Origin of the sequence: Actinomyces culturomici (genome assembly GCF_900499005.1) — a bacterium.
Classification (GTDB): Bacteria; Actinomycetota; Actinomycetes; order Actinomycetales; family Actinomycetaceae; genus Pauljensenia; species Pauljensenia culturomici.
On record NZ_LS991318.1, the window covers coordinates 235,768 to 260,606 of the forward strand.

Genomic DNA, 24,839 nt, shown 5'->3' on the forward strand with positions numbered 1-24,839 from the left:
GAGGAAAACTGATGATCGCATCCCTCGCACTGCTCAACGCGGAGGGCTCGGCGCCGGTCGAGCCGATCGCCGCGACCGGCGCCGCCTCGTGGGCGTGGCTGATGATCGCCGTTCCGCTCGCCTCGGCCGCCGTTCTCATCCTGCTCGGCCGCCGCTCCGACAAGTGGGGCCACCTGCTCGCCACCTGCGCGTCCTGGTTCTCCTTCCTCGTCGGCGCGGTGATCGTCGCGCAGCTGCTCGGCGCCGATGAGGCGTCGCGCCGCATGACGCAGACGCTCTTCTCGTGGATCCCGGCCGGGGACTTCTCGGTCGACTTCGGGACGCTCGTCGATCCGCTGTCGATGACCTTCGTCGTCCTCGTAACCTTCGTCGGCTCGCTCATCCACGTGTACGCGATCGCGTACATGGAGCACGACGCGGACCGTCGGCGCTTCTTCGCCTACCTCAACTTCTTCATCGCGGCGATGCTCACGCTCGTCCTCGCGGACTCCTACGCGGTCCTCTTCGTCGGCTGGGAGGGCGTCGGCCTCGCCTCGTACCTCCTCATCGGCTTCTGGAACCACGTCCCCGCGAACGCGCGCGCCGCGAAGAAGGCGTTCGTCATGAACCGCGTCGGCGACATGGGCATGCTCCTCGCGATGATGGTGATGGTCGCGAACTTCTCCTCGGTGAGGTTCTCCGACGTCAACGCCATGGTCGGCGGCATCCCGCAGGCCCAGGCGACCGCGATCGGCCTCTTCCTCCTCGTCGCCGCCTGCGGCAAGTCCGCGCAGTTCCCGCTGCAGGCGTGGCTCGGCGACGCGATGGCCGGCCCGACCCCGGTGTCCGCGCTCATCCACGCGGCGACGATGGTCACCGCCGGCGTCTACCTCGTCGTCCGCTCCGGCGCCGTCTACGAGGCCGCCCCGGTGGCCGCGACCGCGGTCGCGATCATCGGCGCGATCACGCTCCTCTTCGGAGCGATCGTCGGATCGGCGAAGGACGACATGAAGAAGGTCCTCGCGGCCTCGACCATGTCGCAGATCGGCTACATGATGCTCGGCGCGGGCCTCGGCCCGATCGGCTGGGCGTTCGCGATCTTCCACCTCTTCACGCACGGCTTCTTCAAGGCCCTCATGTTCCTCGGCGCCGGCTCGGTCATGCACGGCATGAACGACCAGGTGAACATGCGCCGCTTCGGCGCGCTGCGCACCGCCATGAAGGTCACGTGGGCGACGTTCATGATGGGCTGGCTCGCGATCCTCGGCGTCCCGCCGTTCTCCGGCTTCTGGTCGAAGGACAAGATCATCGAGGCCGCGTTCTCCGCGCACACCTTCGGAAACGCCGACGCCCCGTGGATCGGCTGGGTCTTCGGCCTCGTCGCCCTCGTCGGCGCCGGGATCACCGCCTTCTACATGTCGCGCCTGTTCTTCATGACCTTCCACGGCAAGGCCCGTTGGACGACCGAGGCCGAGGGCTCCGGCGTCCACCCGCACGAGTCCTCCGCGCTCATGACGGTCCCGATGATCATCCTCGCGATCGGCGCGGTCCTCATCGGCGGCCTCATGTCGATCGGGAGCTTCTTCACGAACTGGCTCGCGCCCGCCATCGGCGGCGTCGAGCACGCCGAACCGGTCCTCCCGGTCGTCGCCATCCAGGTCCTTACCCTCGTCCTCGTCGCCGCCGGCGCGTTCCTCGCGTGGCGGATGTACGGAGCGGCCGAGGTTCCGACCGCGGTCCCCGCCGGCAACGCCCTCACCGAGGCCGCCCGCAGGGACCTCTACCAGGACGAGATCAACGGGACGCTCTTCGTGGCCCCCGCCGCCGCCCTCGCCAAGGGCGCGACCGGCGGCGACCGGACGCTGATCGACGGGATCGTCAAGGGCGTGGCGCTCGGCTCGGCCGGACTCGGCGCTCTCGTCGCAAAGACCCAGACCGGGTACGTCCGCGGGTACGCGTCCTACATCCTCGGCGGCGTCGTCGTCGCCCTCGCCATCGTCCTCGGCTTCAGGCTGTGAGGGAGAGTCGATAATGCAGAACACAATGGTCGCCGCCGCGTTCCCGTGGCTCACCCTGCTCGTGGCGCTGCCCGCCCTGGGCGCGCTGCTGCTCGCCCTCGTCCCGGGCCTGCGCAAGTCGTCGGGCAAGGGCTTCGCCCTCGCCGTCTCCCTCCTCGAGCTCGGCGCCGCCATCGCGGCCGCCCTCTCCTACGACTGGGGCGCCTCGTCGACGTACCAGCTCGTCGAGTCCGTCTCCTGGATCCCGCAGATGGGCGTCTCCTGGGCCCTCGGCGTCAACGCCCTCGGCCTCGTGATGATCCTCCTCGCGGTCGCCCTCGTCCCGCTCGTCATCGTGGCGGGCTGGAACGAGGACGAGAACGAGGCCGAGGCCGGTACGTACTTCGCGCTCATGCTCCTCCTCGAGGCGTTCATGGTCGTGATCTTCGCGGCCTTCGACGTCGTCGTCTTCTACATCGCCTTCGAGGCGATGCTCATCCCGCTCTACCTCATGATCGGGCGCTTCGGCGTCGGCGAGGCGGCCGAGCGCCGCGCCGCCGCGATGAAGTTCCTCCTCTACTCGCTGGCCGGCGGCCTCGTCATGCTCGGCGGCATCGTCGCCCTGTGGGCGGCCGCCCCCGAGCGCTCGGCGACGTTCTTCCGCCTCGACAACCTCCAGGCGGTCGCACCGACCCTGTCGGGCGCCGTCCAGATGGGCGCGTTCGTCACCTTCCTCATCGCGTTCGCGATCAAGGCCCCGATGGTCCCGGTCCACACGTGGCTCCCCGATACGGCCGCCGTCGCCCGCCCGGGCACCTCGGTCCTCCTCGTCGGCGTCCTCGACAAGATCGGCACCTTCGGGATGATCACGCTGTGCCTGCGCCTCTTCCCGGACGCGGCCGGCCAGGCCAAGTGGATCCTCTGCGGTCTCGCGGTCCTCTCGATCATCTGGGGCGGCCTCGCCGCGAACGGCCAGGACGACATCATGCGCCTCGTGTCGTACACCTCGGTGTCGCACTTCGGCTTCATGGTCCTCGGCATCTTCATCGGGTCCGAGATCGCCCTCGTCGGCGCCATGTTCTACATGGTCGCCCACGGCGTCTCGATCGCCGCGATGTTCCTCCTGTCCGGCTGGCTGTCGCGCCGCGGCGGCACGCAGGACATGAACGCCTACTCGGGCATGCAGCGGGTCACCCCGTACCTCGCGGGCCTCTGGCTCACCGCCGGCCTCGCGTCGATCGCTCTGCCGGGCCTCTCGGGCTTCGTCCCCGAGTACCTCGTCCTCATGGGCACGTGGAAGGTCAACGTCCTCCTCGCGGTCCTCGCCGTCCTCGGCGTCATCATCGCGGCCGTGTACGTCCTCATGCCGTACCAGCGGGTGTTCACCGGCGGCCCGGCGAAGGGCAAGGAGAAGCTCGCCGACCTCGACCTGCGTGAGAAGTCGGTCATGGCGCCGCTCGTCGCCGCCATGGTCGTCCTCGGCCTGTGGTCGGCCCCGCTCGTCGGAGCCCTCACCCCGATCGCCTCCGACTCGGCCCTGGGAGCCGCCCCGACGGCCCAGGCTCAGACCCTCCTCGAAGGGAGCACGAAGTGAATCTCCTCGCCGCTGCATTCACGGCGCCTCAGATCGCGTGGGCGTCGCTCATCCCGATCATCATCGTGCTCGGAGGCGCCGTCGTCGGCGTCCTCGTCGAGGCCTTCGCCCCGGTGAAGACCCGCCGCGCCCTCGTCATCGGCGTCGCGCTGCTGACGACGCTGGCCGCCGGCGCGGTCATCGCGACCCGCTGGCTCGCGGTCCTCGACGCCCCGTCGAGCCTCGGCGAGTACATCGAGGACCCGCTCGTCCTCGCCGCGCAGTTCATCCTCGTCGTCATCGCGTTCCTCGCGATCCTCGTCATGGCCGACCGCACCGAGGTCGGGGACGGCGCCTTCGCCGCCCAGCCCTCGGACCGCCCGGGCTCGGCCGATGAGGAGCTGTCGGACGCGAAGGCCTACCAGCGCTCGGAGATGTTCCCGCTCGCGCTGTTCAGCCTCGGCGGCATGATGCTCTTCCCGGCGGCCGACTCCTACGTCATGCTGTTCGTCGCCCTCGAAGTGATGTCGCTCCCGCTCTACATCCTCGCGGCCACGGCGCGCAGGCGCCGTCAGCTCAGCCAGGAGGCGGGCCTCAAGTACTTCATTCTCGGCGCCTTCTCCTCCGGCTTCCTCCTCATGGGCTCCGCGCTCCTCTACGGGTTCTCGGGCACGCTCACGATCTCGAAGCTCGGCACGCTCATCCCGAACACCTCTGGCATGGACTGGCTCGCCGTCGTCGGCGTCCTCATGGTGATGGTCGGCCTCCTCTTCAAGGTGGGCGCCGCCCCGTTCCACGCGTGGACCCCGGACGTCTACACGGGGGCCCCGACCCCGATCACCGGTTTCATGGCCGCGGGCGTGAAGATCGCCGCCTTCGCCGCGATGCTCCGCTTCTACCAGGTCGTCGCCGCGATCCTCCAGTGGGACCTCGTGCCGGTGCTCGTCGCCGTCGCGGTCCTCACGATGCTCGTCGGCACCTTCACCGGTATCGTCCAGTCCGACGTCAAGCGGATGCTCGCGTTCTCGTCGATCGCGCACGCGGGCTTCATCCTCATCGGGATCTTCTCGCTCGCGAAGGGCTCGGCGGGGCACGTCCTCTTCTACGTGCTCGCCTACGGCATCGCGACGGTCGGCGCGTTCGGCGTCGTCACCCTCGTCCGCTCGGCCTCCGAGGACGGCGTCCCCGGCGCCGAGGCGACCGCGCTCGATCGCTGGGCCGGACTCGGCAAGAAGAACCCGCTCATGGCGGCGTCCATGCTGATCTTCCTCCTGTCGTTCGCGGGCATCCCGCTGACGGCCGGGTTCGTCGGCAAGTTCGTCGTGTTCTCCGACGGCTTCGCCGGGAACATGGGCTGGCTCGTGGCGCTCGCGCTCGCGTGCTCGGCGGTCACCGCCTTCTACTACTTCCGCCTCGTCCGGCTCATGTTCTTCACCGAGCCGGCCACCGATTCGGTCGTCGTGAAGTCCGAGGGCCTGTCGTACCTCGCGGTGCTCGTGTGCGCGGCCCTGACGATCCTCCTCGGCGTCCTGCCCGGACCGGTGTTGTCGATCCTCTCGAAGGTCGTCATACTTCTGCCGTGACCGTTTCCGCGCCAGATCTTCATGTTCCCGACCTCGAGTCCCGGATCCTCCCGGGGCTCGAGGTCGTCGAGCGTCGCCTCCGCGAGTCCGTCGTCGGCTCGCGCGATCTCACCGACGAGCTGACGAGCCACCTCGCCGCCGCCGGCGGCAAGAGGCTCCGCCCGCTCCTCACGCTCGTCTGCGCCCAGCTCGGGGACCCCGAAATGGCCCTGTCGGACGACGTGATCACCGGCGCGGCGGCGGTCGAGCTCACGCACCTCGCGTCGCTCTACCACGACGACGTCATGGACTCCGCGCCCACGCGGCGCGGCGTCCCCTCGGCCCAGCACCTGTGGGGGAACAACCGGGCGATCCTCGCCGGCGACGTCCTCTTCGCCCGCGCGTCGAGCCTCATCGCGGGCCTCGGCCCCGAGATGGTCGCCTACCACGCGCGGACCTTCGAGCGCCTGTGCATCGGCCAGCTCAACGAGACCTTCGGCCCTGCGGCCGGCGACGACCGCGTCCAGTACTACCTCCAGGTCCTCGCGGACAAGACGGGCTCGCTCGTCGCCACCGCCGCCCACTTCGGCGCCGTCCTCTCGCACGCCGGGGACGAGGTCGCGGCCATCGTCTCCGAATTCGGCGAGAAGATCGGCGTCGCCTTCCAGATCGCCGACGACGTCCTCGACCTCGCGTCGACGGGCGACAAGTCCGGCAAGACCCCGGGCACGGACCTGCGCGAGGGCGTCGACACCCTCCCGGTCCTCCTCCTGCGCCGCAGGGAGCTCGAGGGGACGATCGACGAGGCCGGGGCCCGCATCCTCGCGGCCCTCGACGCGGACCTCTCCTCCGACGAGGCCCTCGCCCGCGTCGTCGAGTCGCTGCGCGCGCACGACGTCCTCGTAGAGACCCGCGAGCTCGCCCGCACTTGGGCGGACGACGCGATCGCGATCCTCGATCCGCTGCCCGAGGGCGAGCCGAAGACCGGCCTCGTCGCCTTCGCGCACCTCATGGTCGACCGCCTGGCCTGACCCGCGTTCCGCGGGCGCGGTACCTGTGCCCGCGCAGTCACACCTGACGTGATGCTCTCGACGACCTTCGTCGAGAGCATCACCTTTCTTCGTCGAGGGGATGTGCGGACGCGCACGTGAATGCCTATGGGGCCTGGGAGGCCGAGCGTCCGCGGGCGCGAGGACCGGCGGGAATCGCTGATGTTGGTGATGTGCGGTCGATGCGTAGGCGTGCGGCCGTGGTGTCCGGCGAGCGCGTCCATGAGATCGTTCGGTCCGGCCATCGTCGATCCCGTGGCTCCCTTCCCGTGCTCTTCACAATCGGGGGAGTAATCGATTGTCGATGAGCCGCATCCCCTGTATCGCCGTCTCGGCGTACGTGGCGGGTGGGGTGTGGCGTCGAGTGTGCGATCTAGGTGGTGCCGTGCCCGGAATCGGTGGCCTGCCTGACTTGGATCGCCGTCTCGGCGTGCGTGGCGGGCGGCGAGGGGCGTTGAGTGTGCGTTCTAGGTGTACTTCCCCGTGAGGTTGTGAACGCGTTGTGCGGGGGTTTGGCCTTTGATGCCGGTGTGGGGTCGGTGGTGATTGTAGGTGTGGAGCCAGATTGTGTAGGCGGCTTCGCGTTCGGTTTCGCTGGTGTAGGGGCGCGCGTAGGCCCATTCGGCGAGCAGGGTCCGGTTGAAGCGTTCGACCTTCCCGTTCGTTTGGGGGCGGTAGGGCCTGGTGTACCGGTGTTTCACCGCGTCTGTGAGCGCCCTGTTGAACACGTGCGACCGGTAGCAGGACCCGTTGTCGGTCATCACGGCGGTGACGGTGACGCCAAGGCCGGCGAAGAACGCGTTCGCTCGTTTCCAGAAGGCGGCCGCGGTCTCCTTGCGCTCGTCGTCGAGGATCTCGGAGTACGCGACCCTGGAGTAGTCGTCGACGGCGGAGCCTGTTCAATGGTTTGTGTAAGCCCTCCTTTGGAAGGACTGTTGCATTGAGTGTTGATTCTGGTTTGTCGGGCCGTGTGGTCGCGAGTGAGTTGGTGTCGTCGGGGGCTTTGGACGAGGTGTTCGCCAAGGTTGATTCGGGCGAGATCGAGCTGACGGGTTCTGATGGCCTGCTTCCCGCATTGTTGAAAGAAGCTCTTGAGCGGGGGTTGCGCGCCGAGCTGACCGACCACTTGGGCTACGAGAAGGGCGAGCCTGCGCCGGTAGCGCGCGGCAACGCCCGAAACGGCACCTCGACCAAGGTGATCGACTCGCAGGTCGGCAGCTTCGAGATCGAGGTCCCCCGCGACCGTGCCGGCACGTTCACGCCTCGCCTGGTGCGCAAGGGCCAGCGGCGCATGGACGGCCTGGACGGCATGATTATCAGCTTGTACGCCGGTGGGATGACGGTGCGCGAGATCCGCCACCACTTGGAGTCCACGCTGGGGGTGGAGCTGTCGGCCGGGACGATCAGCACGATTACCGACGCCGTGTGCGATGCCGTCATGGAGTGGCAGCAGCGCCCCCTGGACGAGTTCTATCCGATCATCTACCTGGATGCGATCCGCGTGAAGATCCGCGACCAGGGGAGGGTGTCGAACCGGGCGGCCCACTTGGCGGTCGGGGTCGACATGGACGGCGTCAAGCACGTGCTGGGGATCTGGATCCAGTCCGAAGAGGGAGCTTCCTTCTGGGCGCACGTGTGCGCCGAGCTCGCCAACCGGGGAGTCAGGGACGTCCTGTTCGTGTGCTGCGACGGGCTGGCAGGCCTTCCTGAGGCGGTGGAGGCGACCTGGCCCGACTCGATGGTCCAGACCTGCGTCGTCCACCTGATCCGCTCCTCGATGAGGTTCGTCGCCTACCAGGATCGCAAGGAAGGTCGCCGCCGCCCTCAAACCCGTCTACGCCGCGGTCAACGAGGACGCCGCCTTGGACGCCCTCGCCGAGTTCGCCGCCGGATGGGCGGACAAGTACCCTGACGCCCTGAGCACCTGGCAGCGCGCCTGGGAACGGTTCACGCCCTTCCTCGCCTTCCCGCCCATGCTCCGGCGCGTCTTGTACACGACCAACGCCATCGAATCCTTGAACTACCAGCTGCGCAAAGTCACCAAGAACCGGGGCCACTTCCCCTCCGACGCGGCGGCCGTGAAGCTGCTGTGGCTGGCGATCTGCAACATCGAAGACCGCAGAGCCGCCGAACGCGCCACAACCCCCACCAGCAAACCCTCCCGGCGCGCGACCAACCGGCTCGTCGAAGGCCGCCTCACCACCAACTGGAAACAAGCCCTCGCCCAACTCGCCGCCGCCTACCCCGANGGTCACCACCAGCCGCGCGGATGGTCGGTGACAACACCCCCGGATCATTGAGTAGACAGGGGCAAGACATCATGCCGACCACCGCTGGCCCAGCCGCCAACACTTCCCCGCCAGCGACCACCAACAAGGTAACGGGCTCTCGTGAGCGCGCGAGGCGCGCGACGCTGGCGACGGCGGTGATCTACGCGACCTTGGGGTTCGTCACGTCCTCGTGGTTGTCGAGGCTGCCGGACGTCCGCGACGCCCTTCACTTGCAGCCGGCGGAGATCGGCTTGATCCTCCTCATCGCGTCTTTCGGGTCGCTGGTGACGATGCCGACGTCGGGGCCGATCGTTCAGATGGTCGGCGCGCGCTTGTCGAACAGGGGAGGGGCTCTTCTGTGGGCGGCGGGGATTCTCACGATCGCCTTGTCGGTGGGCGCGCGTTCGGTGCTGGTGCTCGTGCTCGGTTTGGTTCTCTTGTCTGCGGGTGTGGGCCTGTGGGGAGCGACGATCAATATCGAGGCGGGCCTCGTCCAGGCGGCGCTCCGCCGGACGATCGTTCCGCAGCTTCACGCGCTGTACTCGATCGGGATGGTCGTCGGCGCGGTGGTCGGCTCCGGTCTCGCGCACGTCGGGGTGGGCGTGTTCGCGCACCTCGTCGGGCTCGGCGTTCTGTCGCTCGCAGTCGTCCTGTCGGCCGCCGGCCTCTATCTCTCGGTGGACGAGGTCGCCTGCCTTTCGGGCCCGGAGTTGCCGGTGCCGGCGTCCGATGAGCCGCTGGCCTTGGAGCCCCGTGGCCCGGGCGCCGGGCTGACTCGGCGCGCGTGGCGCGAGCGGACGACGGTCCTCATCGCGCTGATGGTGATGTCCGCGGGTCTGATGGAGGGCGGCGCCTCCGATTGGCTCTCCCTCTCGATGGTCGATGGGTATCGGATGACGACGGCTCAGGGGTCGGCGGTGCTCGCGTTCTTCCTCGCGTCGTTGTCGCTCGTGCGGATCGTGTCGCCGAGGCTCGAGCGCCGCTTCCAGCCAGGCCCTCTCCTGCGGATGCTCCTGCTCTGCGCGGTCGTCGGCCTGCTCCTTGTCGCCTTCGCGCCGACGACGTGGCTCGCCCTGGTCGGCGTCGCCCTGTGGGGCGCGGGCGCGGCGCTCGGGTTCCCGACGGGAATCTCGGCACTGTCGGTCGATCCGGTGATGACGCCGGCGCGCGTCTCGGTCCTCTCGACGGTGAATTACGGGGCGGCGCTCATCGGCCCGCCGATCCTCGGGATCATCGCCGATCATGTCGGCTATCACCGGGCGATGGCGGCGCTCGTGGTCCCGGTGCTCGTGGCGGTCTTCCTCACGCGGAACGTCCCCGACCGGCGCCTCCCCGCCGCCTGATCCCAACCCCACTTCGCCGAGAGCATCACCTTCCTTCATCGAGGGGATGCGGAGCACCGCCTGAAGGCCCTGTCGCCACGGGGCGACGCCTACGATGTGGGGAGCACCCGAATTCAAGGAGCCCCCATGCCGCACCCGACGCTCGCCGACCTCACGACCTTCCGCGTGGGCGGTCCGGTCACCGACTACGTCGAGGCGCCGACGCGCGAGGAGTTCATCGACGCGATCCGCTCGGCCGATGCGGCGGGCACGCCTCTCCTCGTTCTCGGCGGCGGCTCCAATCTTCTCGCCTCGGACGAGGGGTTCCCCGGCCGGGTCGTCCGCGACCTCCGCTCCGACATCACGACGGTGGAGGACCGGGAAACTGGCCGCGTCCTCGTCACTGCGACCGCGGGCGCCGTCTGGGACGCTTTCGTCGTGTGGACGCTCGATCACGGGCTCTCGGGCCTCGAGGCCCTCTCCGGCATCCCCGGCACGGTCGGCGCCGCGCCCGTCCAGAACGTCGGCGCCTACGGGCACGAAGCCGGCGAAACGCTCGTCTCGGTCCGCGTCTGGGACCGCGCCGCCGCCGCGGAGACGACGCTGACGACGGCCGCGCTGCGCCTCGGCTACCGCGATTCGGTGGTCAAGCGGTCGATTCACGAGGGCGATGCCGAGCATCGGATGTGGGGGCCGACGGGTCGGTGGGTCGTGCTCGAGGCGACCTTCGCGCTGGAGACGTCGGAGCTGTCCGCGCCGGTCCTCTACCGGGAGCTCGCCCGCAGGCTGGGCGTCGAGCAGGGGGAGCGGGCGGACGCCCGACTCGTCCGCGACACGGTGAGGGAGCTGCGCGCCTCGAAGGGCATGGTCCTGGACCCCGAGGACCACGACACGTGGAGCGCCGGCTCGTTTTTCACGAATCCGATCCTGTCGGCCGAGGACGCGGAGAGACTTCCCGAGGACGCTCCGCGCTTCCCGATGCCCGACGGGCGCGTGAAGTCGTCGGCGGCGTGGCTCATCGATCATGCGGGCTTCACAAAGGGGTGGGCGGTGGACGGCGCGCGCGCCGAGGGTGCGAGCCTGTCGACGAAGCACGTCCTCGCCCTCACCAACCGGGGGGATGCGACGTCCGTGGAGGTCGTCGAGCTTGCGCTCGCGGTCCGTGCGGGCGTCGAGGAGCGCTACGGCGTGCGCCTGGTCCCCGAGCCCGTGGCCTTGGGCATCACCTGGTAGCCGACGCCACGCGCTGAATTCGCACGACACCGCCCAACGCGCGCCGAATGAGTCGGCGGCCCCGTTGTTGCGCTGATGCGCGGCGCTTGATCGATCGAGACCGCCTGCGGACCGAGTAGATCAGCCGTTTGCAGCCCAGTTGTCGGGCTGATCCGTCGCTCTGCGCCCCTCAGCTCTTTCAGCCCGCAGAAACGCACACAGTTTCAGCCTCTTCAGGGTTGCTTGCCTGGCGCGGAGAAGCATTGTCCCAGGTCAGAAGGGACCGTCACTTTGGGCGCTCGCGAAACTGTGTGCGTTCTTGCGGGTTGTCGAGAGAGACCTCGGTGTGAAGTGAAGGATGAGGCTTGCATGACGCGGCACTGAAAGGCCGCTGGCCTGCGCAGAAGTGCGAAGTCAACTGATGAGGCGGTTGAGGCTGGGGCCTGGATCGCGACGCCATGCGTACTCCCGAACTGCGAGGACTTCCTCAACGAGGCGACCTGAATACATCACCGTGTCGAAGTCGAATCGAATGACGGTGTAGCCGAGAGCTGCCAATCGGCGGTCTCGTGCGATGTCCTTGGCTCGCTGTTCCTTTGAGTTGTGGAACTCCCAACCGTCGAGCTCGATGACGAGTCGCTCGAAGACGATGAGGTCGACTTCGCCAACGGTGGGGACATTGACCGCGGTGCGCGTCGGAATGCCAGCGTCCTCGAGTTGGAGTCTCGCGCAGGTTTCGAGGATGGAGCGAGATCCTTCGACTGATCGGATGACGGCGTCGCGGAGCGAGGGAACTGAGGGCCCTCGCTCGGGGATCCTCAGGTCTTCGATGCGGCACAGGCGCTGGGTGCGCGCAGCGTCGAGCATTGCGACGGCGCTTCGCAAAGAGAGGCACTGACATGCGCGTTCAAGAGTGCACTCGATCGATGAAAGCCATGAACGGCCGACGTCTTCGAGAAGGCGGCCGGACTCCCGGTGAATGACGACGTCGTCGAGGCGACGATTCTTGGAGAGGTGGAGCGCGCGATTCCGAGGGATCGCAACGTGCGTCCTAGTGTCCCGATCCTCACTGAGGATGGGCAGCCCGTGAAAGGCCGCAGCGGAACAGCACGTCACTGTGCCGTTGTAGACCTTCGCTCGCACCCGGTCGATTCCAACCGACTCGAGGTAGAGCCACCCCCGATAGCTCTGCACGCCGTCGGGCAGTGAGTCGAGCGCCAGTCCTCGATGTCGGAGGGGCGATGTCCTCACGATTCCGCCACTCGCGGCCAAGTACGCGATGAGATCCACCCAACCGATGATGCCGACGGCTTCCGATTCGCGCACCCGGCCATCCGCGGCCTGTGGATAGAGCCTCTCAACTCGCCAACCCGCGAATACGCACACAGTTTCGCCCTTCTCCGATGGGTCCCCCGAAGACGGAGGGGCATCGTCGCAGGTCAGGCAGCAGGGATGCATGTGCGTCCGAGAAACTGTGTGCGTTCTTGCGGGAGCGAAGGGTGAGGCCCTCGGGGATGGCCCGCAGGAGCATCCGCCGCCGTCTACGCCGAGCGCTCCGACCGCGCGAGCTCTGACGAAGCCGCGGCGCCCTGCGCCGCCTTCGCCTCGGTGCCGGGCCGCGCGTTCGCCCACGCTTCGATCCGGGCGTGCCAGGCGCGCTTGGACGATTCCGACGCGAGGGACGCGTCGATGGACTGGCGGGCGAGGTCGGCGAGCGTCCGGTCGGACAGGGAGAATGCCGAGCGCGCGTGCGCGTACTGGTCGAGCAGCCGCGAGTGGAAGAGGAGTGGGTCGTCGGCCCCGAGCGCCACGGTCGCCCCGTGAGCGAGGAGGACGGGCACGGGGACGTGTCCGAAGTCCTGGTAGACGCCGAGGTGGACGTTGGAGGTCGGGCAGACTTCGAAGGCGATGCGCGCTTCGATGAGCTTGTCGAGGAGCGCGGGGTCTTCGGAGGTGCGGACGCCGTGGCCGAGCCGGCGGGGGTTGAGCGCGGCGACGACGTCGCGTACCGAGGCGGGGCCGAGGAGTTCCCCGCCGTGGGGGACGGACGCGAGCCCGGCCCGCCGGGCGATCTGGAAGGCGGCGGAGAACGCCGAGGTGGTGCCGACCCGTTCGTCGTTCGAGAGTCCGAATCCGACGACGGTTCCGGGCCCGTCGCCGGCGTACTTGGCGGCGAGGCGCGCCAGGGTCCGCGCGTCGAGGGGGTGCCGAATCCGGGAGGCGGCGACGATGATCGCGACCTCGACGCCTGTCCGAGCAGTCGCCGCCGCGGCCTCGTCGAGGATGATCTCGAGCGCCGGCGTGATGCCCCCGACCCAGGGCGCGTACGAGGTGGGGTCGACCTGCATCTCGAGGCGGACGGAGCCTTCGGCGGCGTCGTCCTCGGCGGCTTCGCGGACGATGCGGCGCATGGCGGCCTCGGATCGGACGAGGTGCCGGGCGGAGTCGTAGGACCGTTGGAATCGGAACCAGCCGCGCCCGTCGGCGGGCACTTTCAGCGGGTCGATGTCGAGGAGGTGCGGGGGCAGGCGGACGCCTTGCTCGAGCGCCATGTCGACGAGGGTCTGGGGGCGCATGGCCCCGGTGAAGTGGAGGTGGAGGTGCGCCTTGGGCAGGGGGACGAGGTCGCGCCGCCCTTCCGGGGTCGGCGGGGGCGTGGTGAGGACGGGCTGCGCGNGGTGAGGACAGGCTGCGCGGGTAGGGGACGGCCGGAGGGGAGGGAGAACCCCATCAGTGGGCGTCCAGCCACGCGACGATGTCGCGGATGAGGCCGGGCCCCTCGGGCTCGTTGAGGACTTCGTGGTAGGCGCCGTCGATGATGCGGAGGTGGATGTCGGCTCCGGGGTGGGCGGCGACGGCGCCTTGGACGAAGGCGCGCGAGCCCTTGAGCGATGCGAGCGTGTCGGCGTTCCCGTGGAGGATGACCATGGGCGCGCGGGCGCGGTCGGCGCGGCGGATGACCTCGTCGCCTTGGAGGATCATCGTGAGGGCGGTGATGATGGGGACGCCGCCCTTGTAGGTGAGGGGGTCGGCGTCGAAGGCCTCTTGGACGCGCGGGTCGCGCGAGAGCGCGGATTCGGCGCCGGGGACGCGCGCGGGCTTGGCGGCGACGCCGGGGGCGAGGCGCGCGGCGGGGAGCATTTTGCGGGCGGTGCCGGCGGGCAGGTCGGGGAGGGGGCGGAGCGCCGGTCCGGTGAGGACGACGCCGCGGAGGTTCGTGGTGTCGAGGAGGCTCGAGGCGGCGGTGATGAGCCCTCCCATGGAGTGTCCGAAGAGGAAGAGTTCGGGCGTGCGCGCGTGCGCGAGGACGATGCGCCGCGCGTCGAGGTGGTCCTTGATGAGGCGCCCGACGTCGACGCGCGAGCGGGGCCCGGGGGCTTCGCCGTGCCCGTAGTGGTCGTAGTAGGCGATGTCGTAGCCGCCGGCGACGAGCGCGTCTTGGAGGGGGAGGTAGCGCCCGGAGTGCTCCGCGTACCCGTGGGCGAGGAGGACGGTGCCCTTGGGGGTGTCGGAGTCGGCGCGGCGGTAGTGGATCTCCATGGGCCTATTGTGGCAGGCCGAGGGCCGCTTCGTACGCTCATGACGACGATCCCCCGCGGGCGTTGCGCGGGGGATCGTTCGTCGTCGGTCCTTGGGGCGTCCGCTGCCGTTGCGCTGCTCGATCGACGAGGCCGGGGCGGGGCGCCGGGGAGGGGAGTCGCTCAGGCGGCGGGCTTGTCTCCGAGGATGTCCATGCTCTGGTGGGTGTTGAGGTACTGGTCGACGGTGTCGTTGTTCCAGGCTTCGCCGATGGCCTTCACGGCGTCGAGGTTGAGGTTGACGATCGACTGGCCGTCGTCGGAGGTGCCGGTTCCCGTGTAGGGGGCGGTGAAGAAGTTGACGCCGGTGGCGCGCAGGTCTTTCATCTCGGTGGCGATGGTGACGCCGCCGAGGGCGTCGGTGAGCTCGGAGAAGCTCGTGAAGTCCGTGATCATGAAGTGGTCGATGGTGATGCCCGTGAGGTTCTGGACGGTTTCGATGGCGAGGTCGGCGCCGCCGTAGGAGAAGGCGGCGTTGATCTTCGCGGTGCCGTGTCCGGGGATCGAGCCCCAGGAGTCACGGGGGATCGACATGATGTTGAGGCCCTTACGGTCGCCGGTGATCTGGACGAGCATGAGGACGTCGGAGCGCTGGGCGCCGGCGGTCCAGTCGGTCGGGTCGCCGCCGGATTGGCGGGAGTCGGAGCCCATGACGAGGAAGGTGATGTCCTTCCCCTTCTCGGCCGATTGGGGTAGGGACTGGATCGTGGAGGTCTCGGATCCGAGCGACGTCTGGACGTGCTGGATCTGCGAGTCGATGGAGTGGCGGACGAAGAGGAAGACGCCGAGGAGGCCTCCGGCGAGGAGGAGCGCGAGGACGAGGAGGGCGATGAGCGCCTTCCTCGTCCCGCTCATGGGCTACTTGGCCGCGGCGAGGGCCTCGGCGCGGGTGGGGAGTCCCCCTGCGGGTTCGGACACGTGTTCTCCTCTGGTTCTTCAGTGCCGTGCGTGAAATACGGCGCGGCTCCGACACCGCGGGGGTATCGGAGCCGCGCCCTAAGGACGCTACTTGGCTTCGGAGAGGAGCTGTTGAATGCGTCCCACGCCTTCGACGAGGTCCTCGTCGGAGAGGGCGTAGGAGAGGCGGAGGAAGCCGGAGGGCCCGAAGGCTTCGCCGGGGACGACGGCGACCTCGACCTCGTCGAGGATGAGGTCGGCGAGCTCGGAGGAGGTCGTCGGGACCTTGCCGCGGATGGACCTGCCGAGGATCCCCTCGACGCTCGGGTAGACGTAGAACGCGCCCTTGGGGGTGGGGACCGCGAGGCCGTCGATCTCGGAGAGCATGGAGACGATCGTGCGGCGGCGCCGGTCGAAGGCCTCGCGCATCGCGACGACCGCGTCGAGCGAGCCGGAGACGGCTTCGAGGGCGGCGCGCTGGGCGACGTTGGAGACGTTCGAGGTGAGGTGCGACTGGAAGGAGGTCGCGGCCTTGACGACGTCGGCGGGGCCGATCATCCAGCCGACGCGCCAGCCGGTCATCGCGTAGGTCTTGGCGACGCCGTTGAGGACGAGCGTCTGGTCGGCGAGCTCGGGGACGATCTTCACGATGTGGGCGGGCTGGGCGTCCTCGTAGAGGAGGTGCTCGTAGATCTCGTCGGTGATGACCCAGATGCCGTGCTCGAGGGCCCATTCGCCGATCGCCTTGGTCTCCTCGGGCGTGTAGACGGCGCCGGTAGGGTTGGAGGGCGAGCAGTGGAGGAGGACCTTCGTGCGGTCGGTGCGCGCGGCCTCGAGCTGCTCGACGGTCACCTTGTAGCCCTGGTCGGCGCCCGCGAAGACGGGGACGGTGACGCCGCCAGCGAGCTTGATGACCTCGGGGTAAGTGGTCCAGTACGGGGTGGGGAGGAGGGCCTCGTCGCCCGGGTCGAGGAGCGAGGCGAAGGCCTGGAAGACGGCCTGCTTGCCGCCGTTGGTGACGAGCACCTGGGCGGGGTCGATCTCGTAGCCGGAGTCGCGCAGGGTCTTCGCGGCGATGGCGGAGCGCAGGGCTGGGAGGCCCGCGGCGGGCGTGTAGCGGTGCATGGCGGGTTCGCGTGCGGCGGCGATGGCGGCCTCGACGATGTTCTCGGGCGTCGGGGAGGTCGGCTCTCCGGCACCGAAGCCGATGACGGGGCGGCCCTGGGCCTTGAGGGCCTTCGCCTTCGCGTCGACGGCGAGGGTCGCGGACGGGGTGATGGCGGCAAAGCGCGCCGAGACGCGCGAACGCGGGGTTGTGCTCATGCGGCTATCGTCGCACGGCCTGGCTCGCGCGGCGAGGGTGAACCGGGATGCGGGCGGCGAAGGCGAACTGGACAGGCCGACGACGCCTCGGTATCGTTGGCCGAGCGGATCGAGAGGTTCGCAGTAGGGCAGTGGCGCAATTGGTAGCGCACCGGTCTCCAAAACCGGCGGTTGTGGGTTCGAGTCCCGCCTGCCCTGCCAGTGTTATCGGACGGACAGGAGGGTCTCATGGCTGACGCGGTCGCCGACGGCGCCTCCGCGCCCGTGGATCGCACGAAGTCGGGCGCGACGCGCGCTCGCGGTGCGGCGAGGCCCGATGAGCGCAAGCCGAACATCTTCAAGCGGATCTGGATCTTCATCACCCAGGTCGTCGCGGAGATGCGGAAGGTCGTCTATCCCTCCGGCGAGGAGACGTGGACCTATTTCGTCGTGGTCGTCGTTTTTGTGGCGGCAATCATGGCCTTCACCGGTCTGCTCGATCTGGGATTCGGTAGACTGAACGCATTGATCTTCGGCTGACGCCGAAAGCGACCCGCCCGCAGGAACCTGCAGGCGGGTTTCTTCTACGAGTCGGCCCCGAGTTCGCCGGTCATTCCGGCGCCCAGGAGGAAAGCGTGAACGAGGACAACCTGCCCGTCGAGTTCGACGATGAGATCGCCCCGGCCGAGGCCGTCGAGGCGCTGGAGACCGCGGTCGAGGACGAGAACGCCCGGGCGTCCTTCGAGCCGGAGGCCGACGAGGTCGCCGAGCCTTCCGAGGCCGACGAGTCCACGTCCGATGAGCCGGCGGCCGACGAGGCCGTGGCCGAAGCGGACGAGTTCGAGGATCCGCTCGAGAAGTTCCGCCGCGAGATCATGATGATTCCGGGCGACTGGTACGTCATCCACACGTACTCGGGCCACGAGCGCAAGGTGAAGGCGAACCTCGAGCAGCGCATCACGAGCCAGAACATGGAGGAGAAGATCTTCCGCGTCGAGGTTCCGGACGAGTACATCACCGAGTTCCGCGGAACCGCGAAGAAGCGCGTGCGCCACGTCCGCATCCCCGGCTACGTCGTCGTCTGCATGGAGTTCGACGACGATTCGTACCGCGTCGTCAAGGACACCCCGGCGATCACGGGCTTCGTCGGCGACCAGCACAACCCCGTGCCGCTCTCGATCGACGAGGTCGTCGACCTTCTGAAGTTCAACATCCTCGAGGAGGCCGGCCCGCAGGCGCAGGCCGCGGCTCCCGTCAAGGAGCAGGTCCGCTTCGCGTTCGAGGTCGGCGAGGTCGTCACCGTCACCGACGGCCCCTTCGAGGCCATGGAGGCGACGATCTCCGAGATCTCGCCCGAGACCGAGAAACTCAAGGTCCTCGTCACCATCTTCGAGCGCGAGACGCCGCTCGAGCTCGGCTTCGATCAGGTGGCGAAGCGCGAGGAGTGAGGTCGCGCACCCGGACTTGGGAACGGGTCCGGGCGCGCGATAGGATCACCATTCGTGCGCACTGGGTTCACTGCGCCTTCGGGCGGGTGGATGCGGGCGCAACCGGGGCGGCAGCCGCCGTCCCCGGAGAGTTACAAGAAAGACCCGAAACATGGCACCGAAGAAGAAGGTCACCGGCCTGATCAAGCTTCAGATCGCAGCCGGCGCCGCCACCCCCGCTCCGCCGGTCGGCCCCGCCCTGGGCCAGCACGGCGTGAACATCGTCGAATTCACGAAGGCCTACAACGCCGCGACCGAGTCGCAGCGCGGCTCGATCGTCCCGGTCGAGATCACGGTCTACGAGGATCGCTCGTTCACGTTCGTCCTCAAGACCCCTCCGGCCTCCGAGATGATCAAGAAGGCCGCCGGCGTCCAGAAGGGCTCCGGCACCCCGAACACCGCGAAGGTCGGCTCCATCACGATGGATCAGGCCCGCGAGATCGGCCAGTCCAAGATGGTCGACCTCAACGCGAACGACGTCGAGGCCGCCGCGAAGATCATCGCCGGCACCGCCCGCTCCATGGGCATCACGGTCACCGACTGATCCCCCAGACTCATCCCCAGTGGTAGGGCAGGCGCTGCCCGGAACCCACGACTGCAAGGAGAAGAAGCAGAATGACGAAGCGCTCCAAGAGCTACCGCGCCGCGGCGGAGAAGATCCACGCGGACGTCCTCTACACCCCTCTCGAGGCCATGAAGCTGGCCAAGGAGACCACCGTCACCAAGTTCGATTCGACCGTCGAGGTCGTTTTCCGACTGGGTGTCGATCCTCGTAAGGCCGATCAGATGGTGCGCGGCACCGTCTCCCTGCCGCACGGCACCGGCAAGACCTCCCGGGTCTTGGTCTTCGCCGTTGGCGAGCGCGCGCAGGAGGCCATCGACGCCGGGGCCGACGAGGTCGGTGGCGACGAGCTCATCGAGAAGGTCGCGAAGGGCTACACGGACTTCGACGTCGCCGTCGCGACGCCGGACCTCATGGGCAAGGTCGGCCGCCTCGGCCGCGTCCTCGGCCCCCGTGGCCTCATGCCGAACCCGAAGACCGGCACGGTCACCATGGACGTCGCGAAGGCGATCAAGGAGATCAAGGGCGGTCGTATCGAGTTCCGCGTCGACAAGCACTCGAACCTCGCGTTCATCGTCGGCAAGGCGTCCTTCACCGCCGAGCAGCTCGCAGAGAACTACTCCGCGGTGCTCGACGAGGTCCTCCGCCTCAAGCCGGCGTCCGCCAAGGGCCGCTACATCTCGAAGGCGACCGTCTCCACCACCATGGGCCCGGGCATCCCGCTCGACGCCACGAAGACGAAGAACCTCGCGACGGACAACGCGTCCTGAACGATCCGCGCTGACAAACAACGAGGGGCTCCGACCGCGGACGACGCGGCCGGAGCCCCTTCGTCGTCCGCGAGTCCGCTCATCGGCGAGTCCGAACATCGAGGGCGTGCAGCGTCCGAAGCCGCGTCGATCGCGCCCGGTGCTCGCGCATTCGTTGGGCTCGTATGAGGACGCGAAGCGCCGGTTCCGTCCGAGGGTGCCTCACCGCACACCCGTCGAACTGGTGGCCCCGGCCTCGTCCCTGCTATGTTGGATGGGCCGAAGACCGTCGGACGCCCGGGAAACCGAGCAGAAGTGCGAAAGCAGCCGACGCAGGTGAGTGAGCCACTGATTCCAGTGACAACGGACGCGATGCGCCCGGCGCGATCCTGCGTGCCGGGCTTTTTCATTGCCCAACGGTCAACTATCTGGAAGGAGGACCATGGCGAGGTCTGACAAGGTGGCCGCGGTCGCCGAGCTCGTGGAGCGTTTCCGCGAGTCCGACGCCGTTCTGCTCACCGAATATCGCGGCCTGACCGTCGGCCAGCTCAAGCAGCTGCGTCGCGGGCTGGGCGACAACGCGAACTACGCCGTGGTGAAGAACACGCTGGCGCGGCTGGCGGCCAAGGAGGTCGGACTCGACTTCCTCGCCGAGGACCTCAAGGGCCCGACCGCCATCGCCTTCGTCTCCGGCGAGCCCGTCGAGGCCGCCAAGACGCTGCGTGATTTCGCCAAGGAGAACCCGAAGCTCGTGCTCAAGTCGGGCGCGATGGACGGCGCCCCGCTGTCCGCCGAGGGTGTCAAGAAGCTTGCGGATCTGGAATCCCGCGAGGTGCTGCTGGCCAAGGCCGCCGGTGTCCTCAAGGCGAAGATCTCGCAGGCGGCGTACGCATTCAACGCTCTGCCGTCCAAGGCGGTGCGCACCATCGACGCTCTGCGCGAGAAGCAGGGCGAAGCGGCCTGACGCGACAGGCCCCGCGCCTTCGACCGGCATCCGCTGGACGGTGCGCGCGGTACTCACTCAATAATCTGCTCGCGAAGCAGGCCAATCAGGAAGGATGCCGATCATGGCTAAGCTCTCCAACGACGAGCTCATCGATGCGTTCAAGGAAATGACCCTCATCGAGCTCTCCGACTTCGTCAAGCTCTTCGAAGAGGTCTTCGACGTCACCGCCGCCGCCCCGGCCGCCGTGGCCGTCGCCGCCGCCCCGGCCGAGGCCGAGGCCGTCGAGGAGAAGTCCGAGTTCGAGGTCGTCCTCGAGTCCGCCGGCGACAAGAAGATCGCCGTCGTCAAGGCCGTCAAGAACCTCACGGGCCTCGGCCTCAAGGAGGCCAAGGACCTCGTCGACAACGCGCCCTCGACCATCTTCGAGAACGCCAAGAAGGAAGACGCCGAGAAGGCCAAGGCCGAGATCGAAGAGGCCGGCGGCTCCGTCACCCTCAAGTGATTTCGGCTCCCAGCGCCTGGCGGCTTAGCCGTTAGGAGAAGGGGAGTTCCTTCGACGTCGAATCGTCGATCTCGCCCCCGGAAGATCCTAACCTTCCGGGGGCGAGGTGCATTCACCGCCCTGCGGTTGGGGTTCCGCTCAGGGCAGCTCGAACACGACGATGGCGCGGATCGTCCAGAGGATGAGGATGATCCTGAGTAGCTCGAGGAGAGCCTTGCGAAGGAGTCGCAGATTCGTGTACGCCATGCGCAGTGCATCGTGCATGTGGTGGCGATTGCGGCTGGAGGAACCCGCTCCTGCGCGGGTGTGTGAGGCGCTCGCCACGCCCCGGCGATTTGCTTTCGACATGCCCGTTCGTCCATACTTGTCGGGTCGCGATCCCGCGTAGCTCAACGGCAGAGCATCCGACTGTTAATCGGACGGTTACTGGTTCGAATCCAGTCGCGGGAGCCACAGATCGGCCCGGATCCTCTGGATCCGGGCCGTTTTTTGGGGTTAAAGGACACCTCGTGTTGGTCTGACTGGGACTTTTCGTTGTGCTGGTGCGGGAAAGTCTGGGTTTTAGTTGGTGGCGGCCAACTATGAGGGTGGACAGAATCTGTTGGTCTGATCGGGGTTTTTCGGCTCTGTGGTGCGGGAAAGTCCGGGTTTTAGTTGGGTGTGTTTGCCTCTCGGGGTGAATACTGCTTCGTGCCCTGTGTGTGGTGGTCGGATGACGCGTCATGGGAAGACGTCAGCTGGACGGCAGCGGTGGAGGTGTACGGCCTGCAATGTCACCGGTCTGAATGAGATTGACGCGTCGGCCAAGCACCTGGGCGAGTTCCTTTCCTGGTTGCTCAGCGGGGCCCGTCAGGCGGATATGCCTGGGGGCGGGAGGTCGTTTCGGCGGCGGTGCCAGCACCTGTGGGAGGTCTGGCCTTTCGCTCCCGTGGTCGATGAGGTGCACGAGGTCGTGTTCGTCGACGGGATTCATCTGGGCCGCAAGGCGGTCGTGGTGATCGCCCAGACGCGTGAGCATGTGGTGGGCAGGTCATGTGGCCAGGACGGAGAACTCGCGCGCCTGGGAGGCCCTCATGAGCAGGATCGCCCCTCCGGAGCTGGTGGTCACCGATGGGGGGAGCGGGTTCGAGAAGGCGCGTAAGAAGATCTGGCCGGATTCGCGGGTGCAGCGGTGCACGTTTCACGCGTTTTCGAAGGTGAAGGAAGCGACAACGACCCGTCCGAAGCTGCCTGCGTCCAAAGAGCTGTACGCCCTGGGCAAGCAGCTCATTCGCGTCACCGACATTTCGCAGGCCGAGGCGTGGGTGGAGGACTACAGGGGGTGGTGTGAGCGGTGGGAGGTGTTCCTCGCCGAGAAGACGCCCAGAGACGATGGCGGGTGGGAGTACACGCATGAGCGGCTCGTGCGCGCCCGTAACAGCCTGAACCGGCTACTGGCGAGGGGCGTGTTGTTCACGTTCTGCGACCCCACCTGGGGGCAGGCGATGCCGGCGATGAACAACCAGATCGAAGGAGCCACGAACGCGCCCCTGCGCCAAATGCTGCGCGACCACCGGGGGATGCGGCTCACGCGCAGGATCAAGGCGATCTTCTGGTGGTGCTACATGCACACGGAACGCCCCTTGCCGGCCGCTCAGATCCTGAAAGTCATGCCCACCGACACCCAGATCGAACAGGCCTGGCAACAGGCCTCACGCGACCACCCCGCCGCCGGCATCATCCCCCAATGGGGAGACGCCATCGCCTGGCACGAACTCCACCACCACAGCCCCTACCGCACCGACTGGGACTAGACCCGACCAACACATTTTGTCCTATAACCCGTTTTTTGCGGCTCGTTTCGATGCTGGAGCGTCGCTTGTCGGGCCAGCCGCTGTGCATGGGGCTGTCAGTGATATGCAGTCAGATCCTCACTGTATTCAGTGACATGCCTCAGTGTGTACAGTGACGTCTCACTTGACTACAGTGAAGCCATGAGTGAAGAAGCGGTGCTTGCCGCCATCGCACTAGTTCGTGAGCTGGGTCGCGAGACTGCCCAAATTGAGGTGAAGGCTTGTGAAACGAAGCTTTCCAAATCGGTGTGGGAGAGTGTCTCTGCATTCGCAAACACAAGTGGAGGGATCGTCATCCTCGGTCTAAGTGAGGAGACGAACTTTTCTCCTGTGCCTGGCTTTGCGGCTCAGCGGATCTTCACAGCCCTTCTAGATGGCCTACGCGAAGGACAAGGCCAAAAGGTGAATCCAATCCCTGGGGCGATGCCAGAGATCATAAGGATTGATGGTGCATACGTCGTGGCGCTCGAGATTGAAGCAATGGTGGAGGATCCGAGTCGCAACCTCCCGTGCTATGTGGTCCAGCAGGGCATTCAGGCGGGTTCCTATCGTCGAGTCGATGATCGGGATGAACGGCTCTCTGCCTATGAGATCTATGCCTTGCAGACTCGCCACAACGGGCCCCAAGACGTAGACCGTCAGCCAGTGGATGGTGCAGCGATCTCGGACTTGTCTGAGAGCCTCGTTGATCGAATGCTTGCCCGGCAACGCGATTCTGGCTCGAAGATGTTCGATGGGATTGGCTCGGGCGATCGCCTTCTTGCCCTCAGGCGATTGAGTGTGGTGAGGGGAGAGCATGACCAGCCAACCTTGGCAGGTCTCCTTGCAATGGGGATCTATCCTCAGCAGTTTTTCCCGCAGCTCACTGTTGATGTCAGTGTTCATCCATTGACCGAAAAGGCTGCTGCGGACGGAGTTCGATTCGTTGATCGCAAGCAGTGTGACGGGGCGCTGCCTGATGTTGTCGAGTCCGCGGTAGCAACGGTCGCGCGACACCTCAGGACCATGCGCATAGTGGATGGGGTCGCCGGTTCTGACGAATTGGAGATTCCAGCTGAAGTTCTCCGTGAAGCAATCGCGAATGCGGTTGCACACCGTGACTATTCCGAGCGCGCGCAGAGTCGTCAGGTCTCAGTCGATGTATATCCGGATCGGGTTGAGATAACGAGTCCGGGTGGCTTTTGGGGCACTCGGACGGCGGAGAATATCGCTGAGGGCGTCTCTGACTCGCGGAATCGTGTGCTCTCGGCACTACTGACAAAGGTTCCTCGCTCCAGTGGTGAAGGGACAGTTGCAGAGAATGCGGGAACAGGCGTCTTGAAGATGATCGCCCTCATGAAACAGAAGGGGCTCCGAGCTCCGGACTACAGCAAATCGAGTCTGTCTTCCGTCGTCCTGAGCCTCTACAGGTTCGGCCTAATCGATCCGGGAATGGCGGCTTGGCTCCGAGGCCTACCTGGGGGGCCTCGATCGCATGTCGAGGACTCTGCCCTCGCGATCGCGAAGAGTCGAGGTCAGGTGAAGGTCGGCGACCTGAAACGAGAACTTGGGCTTGATTCCGATGATGCGCGCGCAGTTCTGTGCAAGCTGCTAGATGAGAAACTTCTCGAGGGCAATCTCGACGGGCCCTTGTATGTTAGTGAAAGAGCAGTTGGGGGGCTAACCGCGGCCCAGCGAGATGTTCTGGCGGTTCTCGACCCGAGTGTGGAACTTTCGATCAGAGACATTGCTGAGAAGACTGGGCGAAGTGTTGGCGCGTTGAGGGTACAGATGCGGGATCTTGTCGCAATGGGACTCGTCGCTGCCACGGCGCCCGCAACGAGCCGCAATCGCCGTTATCTGCGTGCCGAAAGAGATCGCTGAGAATGGTGGGTGGTTGAGGTTGACCTCTCGCATGTTCCCGAGGTGGTCAATGATTGATGCCGCCTGGATGAGCGACTACAGGATCGAGTGGTCCGTGCTCCAGCCGCAACGTGCAGCTCGAAGTGCTCGACGTCTAGTGAATGGGTGAGCAGGAAGA

18 protein-coding genes, 2 tRNA genes and 4 pseudogenes are annotated in these 24,839 nt (G+C 67.2%); 17 read left to right on the plus strand and 7 right to left on the minus strand.

The genetic code is table 11. The annotated features are described in order from the left end of the window. The first annotated feature begins 11 nt into the window (after positions 1–11). From nuoL to DY157_RS10825, 4 genes are read left to right on the plus strand one after another with little or no spacing between them, the layout of a single operon-like run. Positions 12–1,997, plus strand: a complete 1,986-nt coding sequence (nuoL, locus tag DY157_RS10810) for an NADH-quinone oxidoreductase subunit L (protein ID WP_115728645.1) — start codon at positions 12–14, stop codon at positions 1,995–1,997. A 25-nt stretch (positions 1,998–2,022) separates the two neighbouring features. Then, positions 2,023–3,570 (plus strand): complex I subunit 4 family protein, encoded by a 1,548-nt coding sequence (locus DY157_RS10815; protein WP_115728646.1) that lies wholly within the window; start codon positions 2,023–2,025, stop codon positions 3,568–3,570. Further along, the gene (nuoN, locus tag DY157_RS10820; RefSeq protein ID WP_115728647.1) at positions 3,567–5,132 is read left to right on the plus strand and encodes an NADH-quinone oxidoreductase subunit NuoN; all 1,566 of its coding nucleotides are present in this window, start codon (positions 3,567–3,569) and stop codon (positions 5,130–5,132) included. The genes DY157_RS10815 and nuoN overlap by 4 nt, the downstream gene beginning before the upstream one ends. Continuing rightward, a complete protein-coding gene (locus DY157_RS10825) occupies positions 5,129–6,142 on the plus strand; it encodes a polyprenyl synthetase family protein (protein ID WP_115728648.1) in 1,014 nt (337 codons plus the stop codon). The genes nuoN and DY157_RS10825 overlap by 4 nt, the downstream gene beginning before the upstream one ends. 485 nt (positions 6,143–6,627) lie before the next feature. On the opposite strand, the pseudogene DY157_RS10830 reads toward DY157_RS10825, so the two are convergent. Continuing rightward, a pseudogene (locus DY157_RS10830) lies at positions 6,628–7,050 on the minus strand (integrase core domain-containing protein); the annotation flags it as partial. A 50-nt stretch (positions 7,051–7,100) separates the two neighbouring features. Here DY157_RS10830 and DY157_RS10835 point away from each other — a divergent pair. The 3 genes and pseudogenes from DY157_RS10835 to DY157_RS10845 all read left to right on the plus strand — a co-directional run bounded on the left by DY157_RS10835 (position 7,101) and on the right by DY157_RS10845 (position 10,985). Beyond that, a pseudogene (locus tag DY157_RS10835) lies at positions 7,101–8,460 on the plus strand (IS256 family transposase). 125 nt (positions 8,461–8,585) lie between these two features. Further along, positions 8,586–9,773, plus strand: a complete 1,188-nt coding sequence (locus DY157_RS10840) for an MFS transporter (RefSeq protein ID WP_235827198.1) — start codon at positions 8,586–8,588, stop codon at positions 9,771–9,773. A 126-nt stretch (positions 9,774–9,899) separates the two neighbouring features. Continuing rightward, complete coding sequence (locus DY157_RS10845) at positions 9,900–10,985, plus strand: UDP-N-acetylmuramate dehydrogenase (protein WP_115728650.1); 1,086 nt, start codon at positions 9,900–9,902, stop codon at positions 10,983–10,985. A gap of 393 nt (positions 10,986–11,378) precedes the next feature. Here the strand turns inward: DY157_RS10845 and DY157_RS10850 are convergent, their stop codons facing one another. The 5 genes and pseudogenes from DY157_RS10850 to DY157_RS10870 form a co-directional block, all read right to left on the minus strand. Further along, the gene (locus tag DY157_RS10850; RefSeq protein WP_160159536.1) at positions 11,379–12,254 is read right to left on the minus strand and encodes an endonuclease domain-containing protein; all 876 of its coding nucleotides are present in this window, start codon (positions 12,252–12,254) and stop codon (positions 11,379–11,381) included. 251 nt (positions 12,255–12,505) lie between these two features. After that, positions 12,506–13,639 (minus strand): annotated as a pseudogene (locus DY157_RS10855) (adenosine deaminase); the annotation flags it as partial. Positions 13,640–13,694: 55 nt separating this feature from the next. After that, positions 13,695–14,504, minus strand: a complete 810-nt coding sequence (locus DY157_RS10860) for an alpha/beta hydrolase (protein ID WP_115728653.1) — start codon at positions 14,502–14,504, stop codon at positions 13,695–13,697. A gap of 161 nt (positions 14,505–14,665) precedes the next feature. Then, complete coding sequence (locus DY157_RS10865) at positions 14,666–15,397, minus strand: LCP family protein (RefSeq protein ID WP_115728654.1); 732 nt, start codon at positions 15,395–15,397, stop codon at positions 14,666–14,668. Between the two features lie 150 nt (positions 15,398–15,547). Beyond that, the gene (locus tag DY157_RS10870) at positions 15,548–16,762 is read right to left on the minus strand and encodes a pyridoxal phosphate-dependent aminotransferase (RefSeq protein ID WP_115728655.1); all 1,215 of its coding nucleotides are present in this window, start codon (positions 16,760–16,762) and stop codon (positions 15,548–15,550) included. 125 nt (positions 16,763–16,887) lie between these two features. Here DY157_RS10870 and DY157_RS10875 point away from each other — a divergent pair. From DY157_RS10875 to rplL, 7 genes are all read left to right on the plus strand, one after another. Further along, a tRNA-Trp gene (locus DY157_RS10875) sits at positions 16,888–16,963 on the plus strand. Positions 16,964–16,990: 27 nt separating this feature from the next. Continuing rightward, positions 16,991–17,281, plus strand: coding sequence for a preprotein translocase subunit SecE (gene secE, locus DY157_RS10880; RefSeq protein ID WP_115728656.1), 291 nt, complete (start codon positions 16,991–16,993; stop codon positions 17,279–17,281). 95 nt (positions 17,282–17,376) lie between these two features. Next, on the plus strand, positions 17,377–18,189 hold the full coding sequence (nusG, locus tag DY157_RS10885; protein ID WP_115728657.1) for a transcription termination/antitermination protein NusG: 813 nt from the start codon (positions 17,377–17,379) through the stop codon (positions 18,187–18,189). 151 nt (positions 18,190–18,340) lie between these two features. Next, positions 18,341–18,772, plus strand: coding sequence for a 50S ribosomal protein L11 (gene rplK / locus DY157_RS10890; RefSeq protein ID WP_115728658.1), 432 nt, complete (start codon positions 18,341–18,343; stop codon positions 18,770–18,772). A 71-nt stretch (positions 18,773–18,843) separates the two neighbouring features. Beyond that, on the plus strand, positions 18,844–19,560 hold the full coding sequence (gene rplA, locus DY157_RS10895; RefSeq protein WP_115728659.1) for a 50S ribosomal protein L1: 717 nt from the start codon (positions 18,844–18,846) through the stop codon (positions 19,558–19,560). A 421-nt stretch (positions 19,561–19,981) separates the two neighbouring features. Next, positions 19,982–20,503, plus strand: coding sequence for a 50S ribosomal protein L10 (gene rplJ, locus DY157_RS10900; RefSeq protein WP_115728660.1), 522 nt, complete (start codon positions 19,982–19,984; stop codon positions 20,501–20,503). A 103-nt stretch (positions 20,504–20,606) separates the two neighbouring features. Further along, on the plus strand, positions 20,607–20,987 hold the full coding sequence (rplL, locus tag DY157_RS10905; RefSeq protein WP_115728697.1) for a 50S ribosomal protein L7/L12: 381 nt from the start codon (positions 20,607–20,609) through the stop codon (positions 20,985–20,987). Positions 20,988–21,125: 138 nt separating this feature from the next. Here rplL and DY157_RS11905 read toward each other — a convergent pair whose 3' ends face one another. Continuing rightward, complete coding sequence (locus tag DY157_RS11905; protein ID WP_268876503.1) at positions 21,126–21,251, minus strand: hypothetical protein; 126 nt, start codon at positions 21,249–21,251, stop codon at positions 21,126–21,128. Positions 21,252–21,365: 114 nt separating this feature from the next. Here DY157_RS11905 and DY157_RS10910 point away from each other — a divergent pair. The 3 genes and pseudogenes from DY157_RS10910 to DY157_RS10920 all read left to right on the plus strand — a co-directional run bounded on the left by DY157_RS10910 (position 21,366) and on the right by DY157_RS10920 (position 24,682). After that, positions 21,366–21,440, plus strand: a tRNA-Asn gene (locus DY157_RS10910). A gap of 223 nt (positions 21,441–21,663) precedes the next feature. Then, positions 21,664–22,780: pseudogene (locus DY157_RS10915) on the plus strand (IS1249 family transposase). A gap of 180 nt (positions 22,781–22,960) precedes the next feature. Continuing rightward, positions 22,961–24,682, plus strand: a complete 1,722-nt coding sequence (locus DY157_RS10920; protein WP_115728102.1) for an ATP-binding protein — start codon at positions 22,961–22,963, stop codon at positions 24,680–24,682. Positions 24,683–24,839 lie beyond the last annotated feature (157 nt).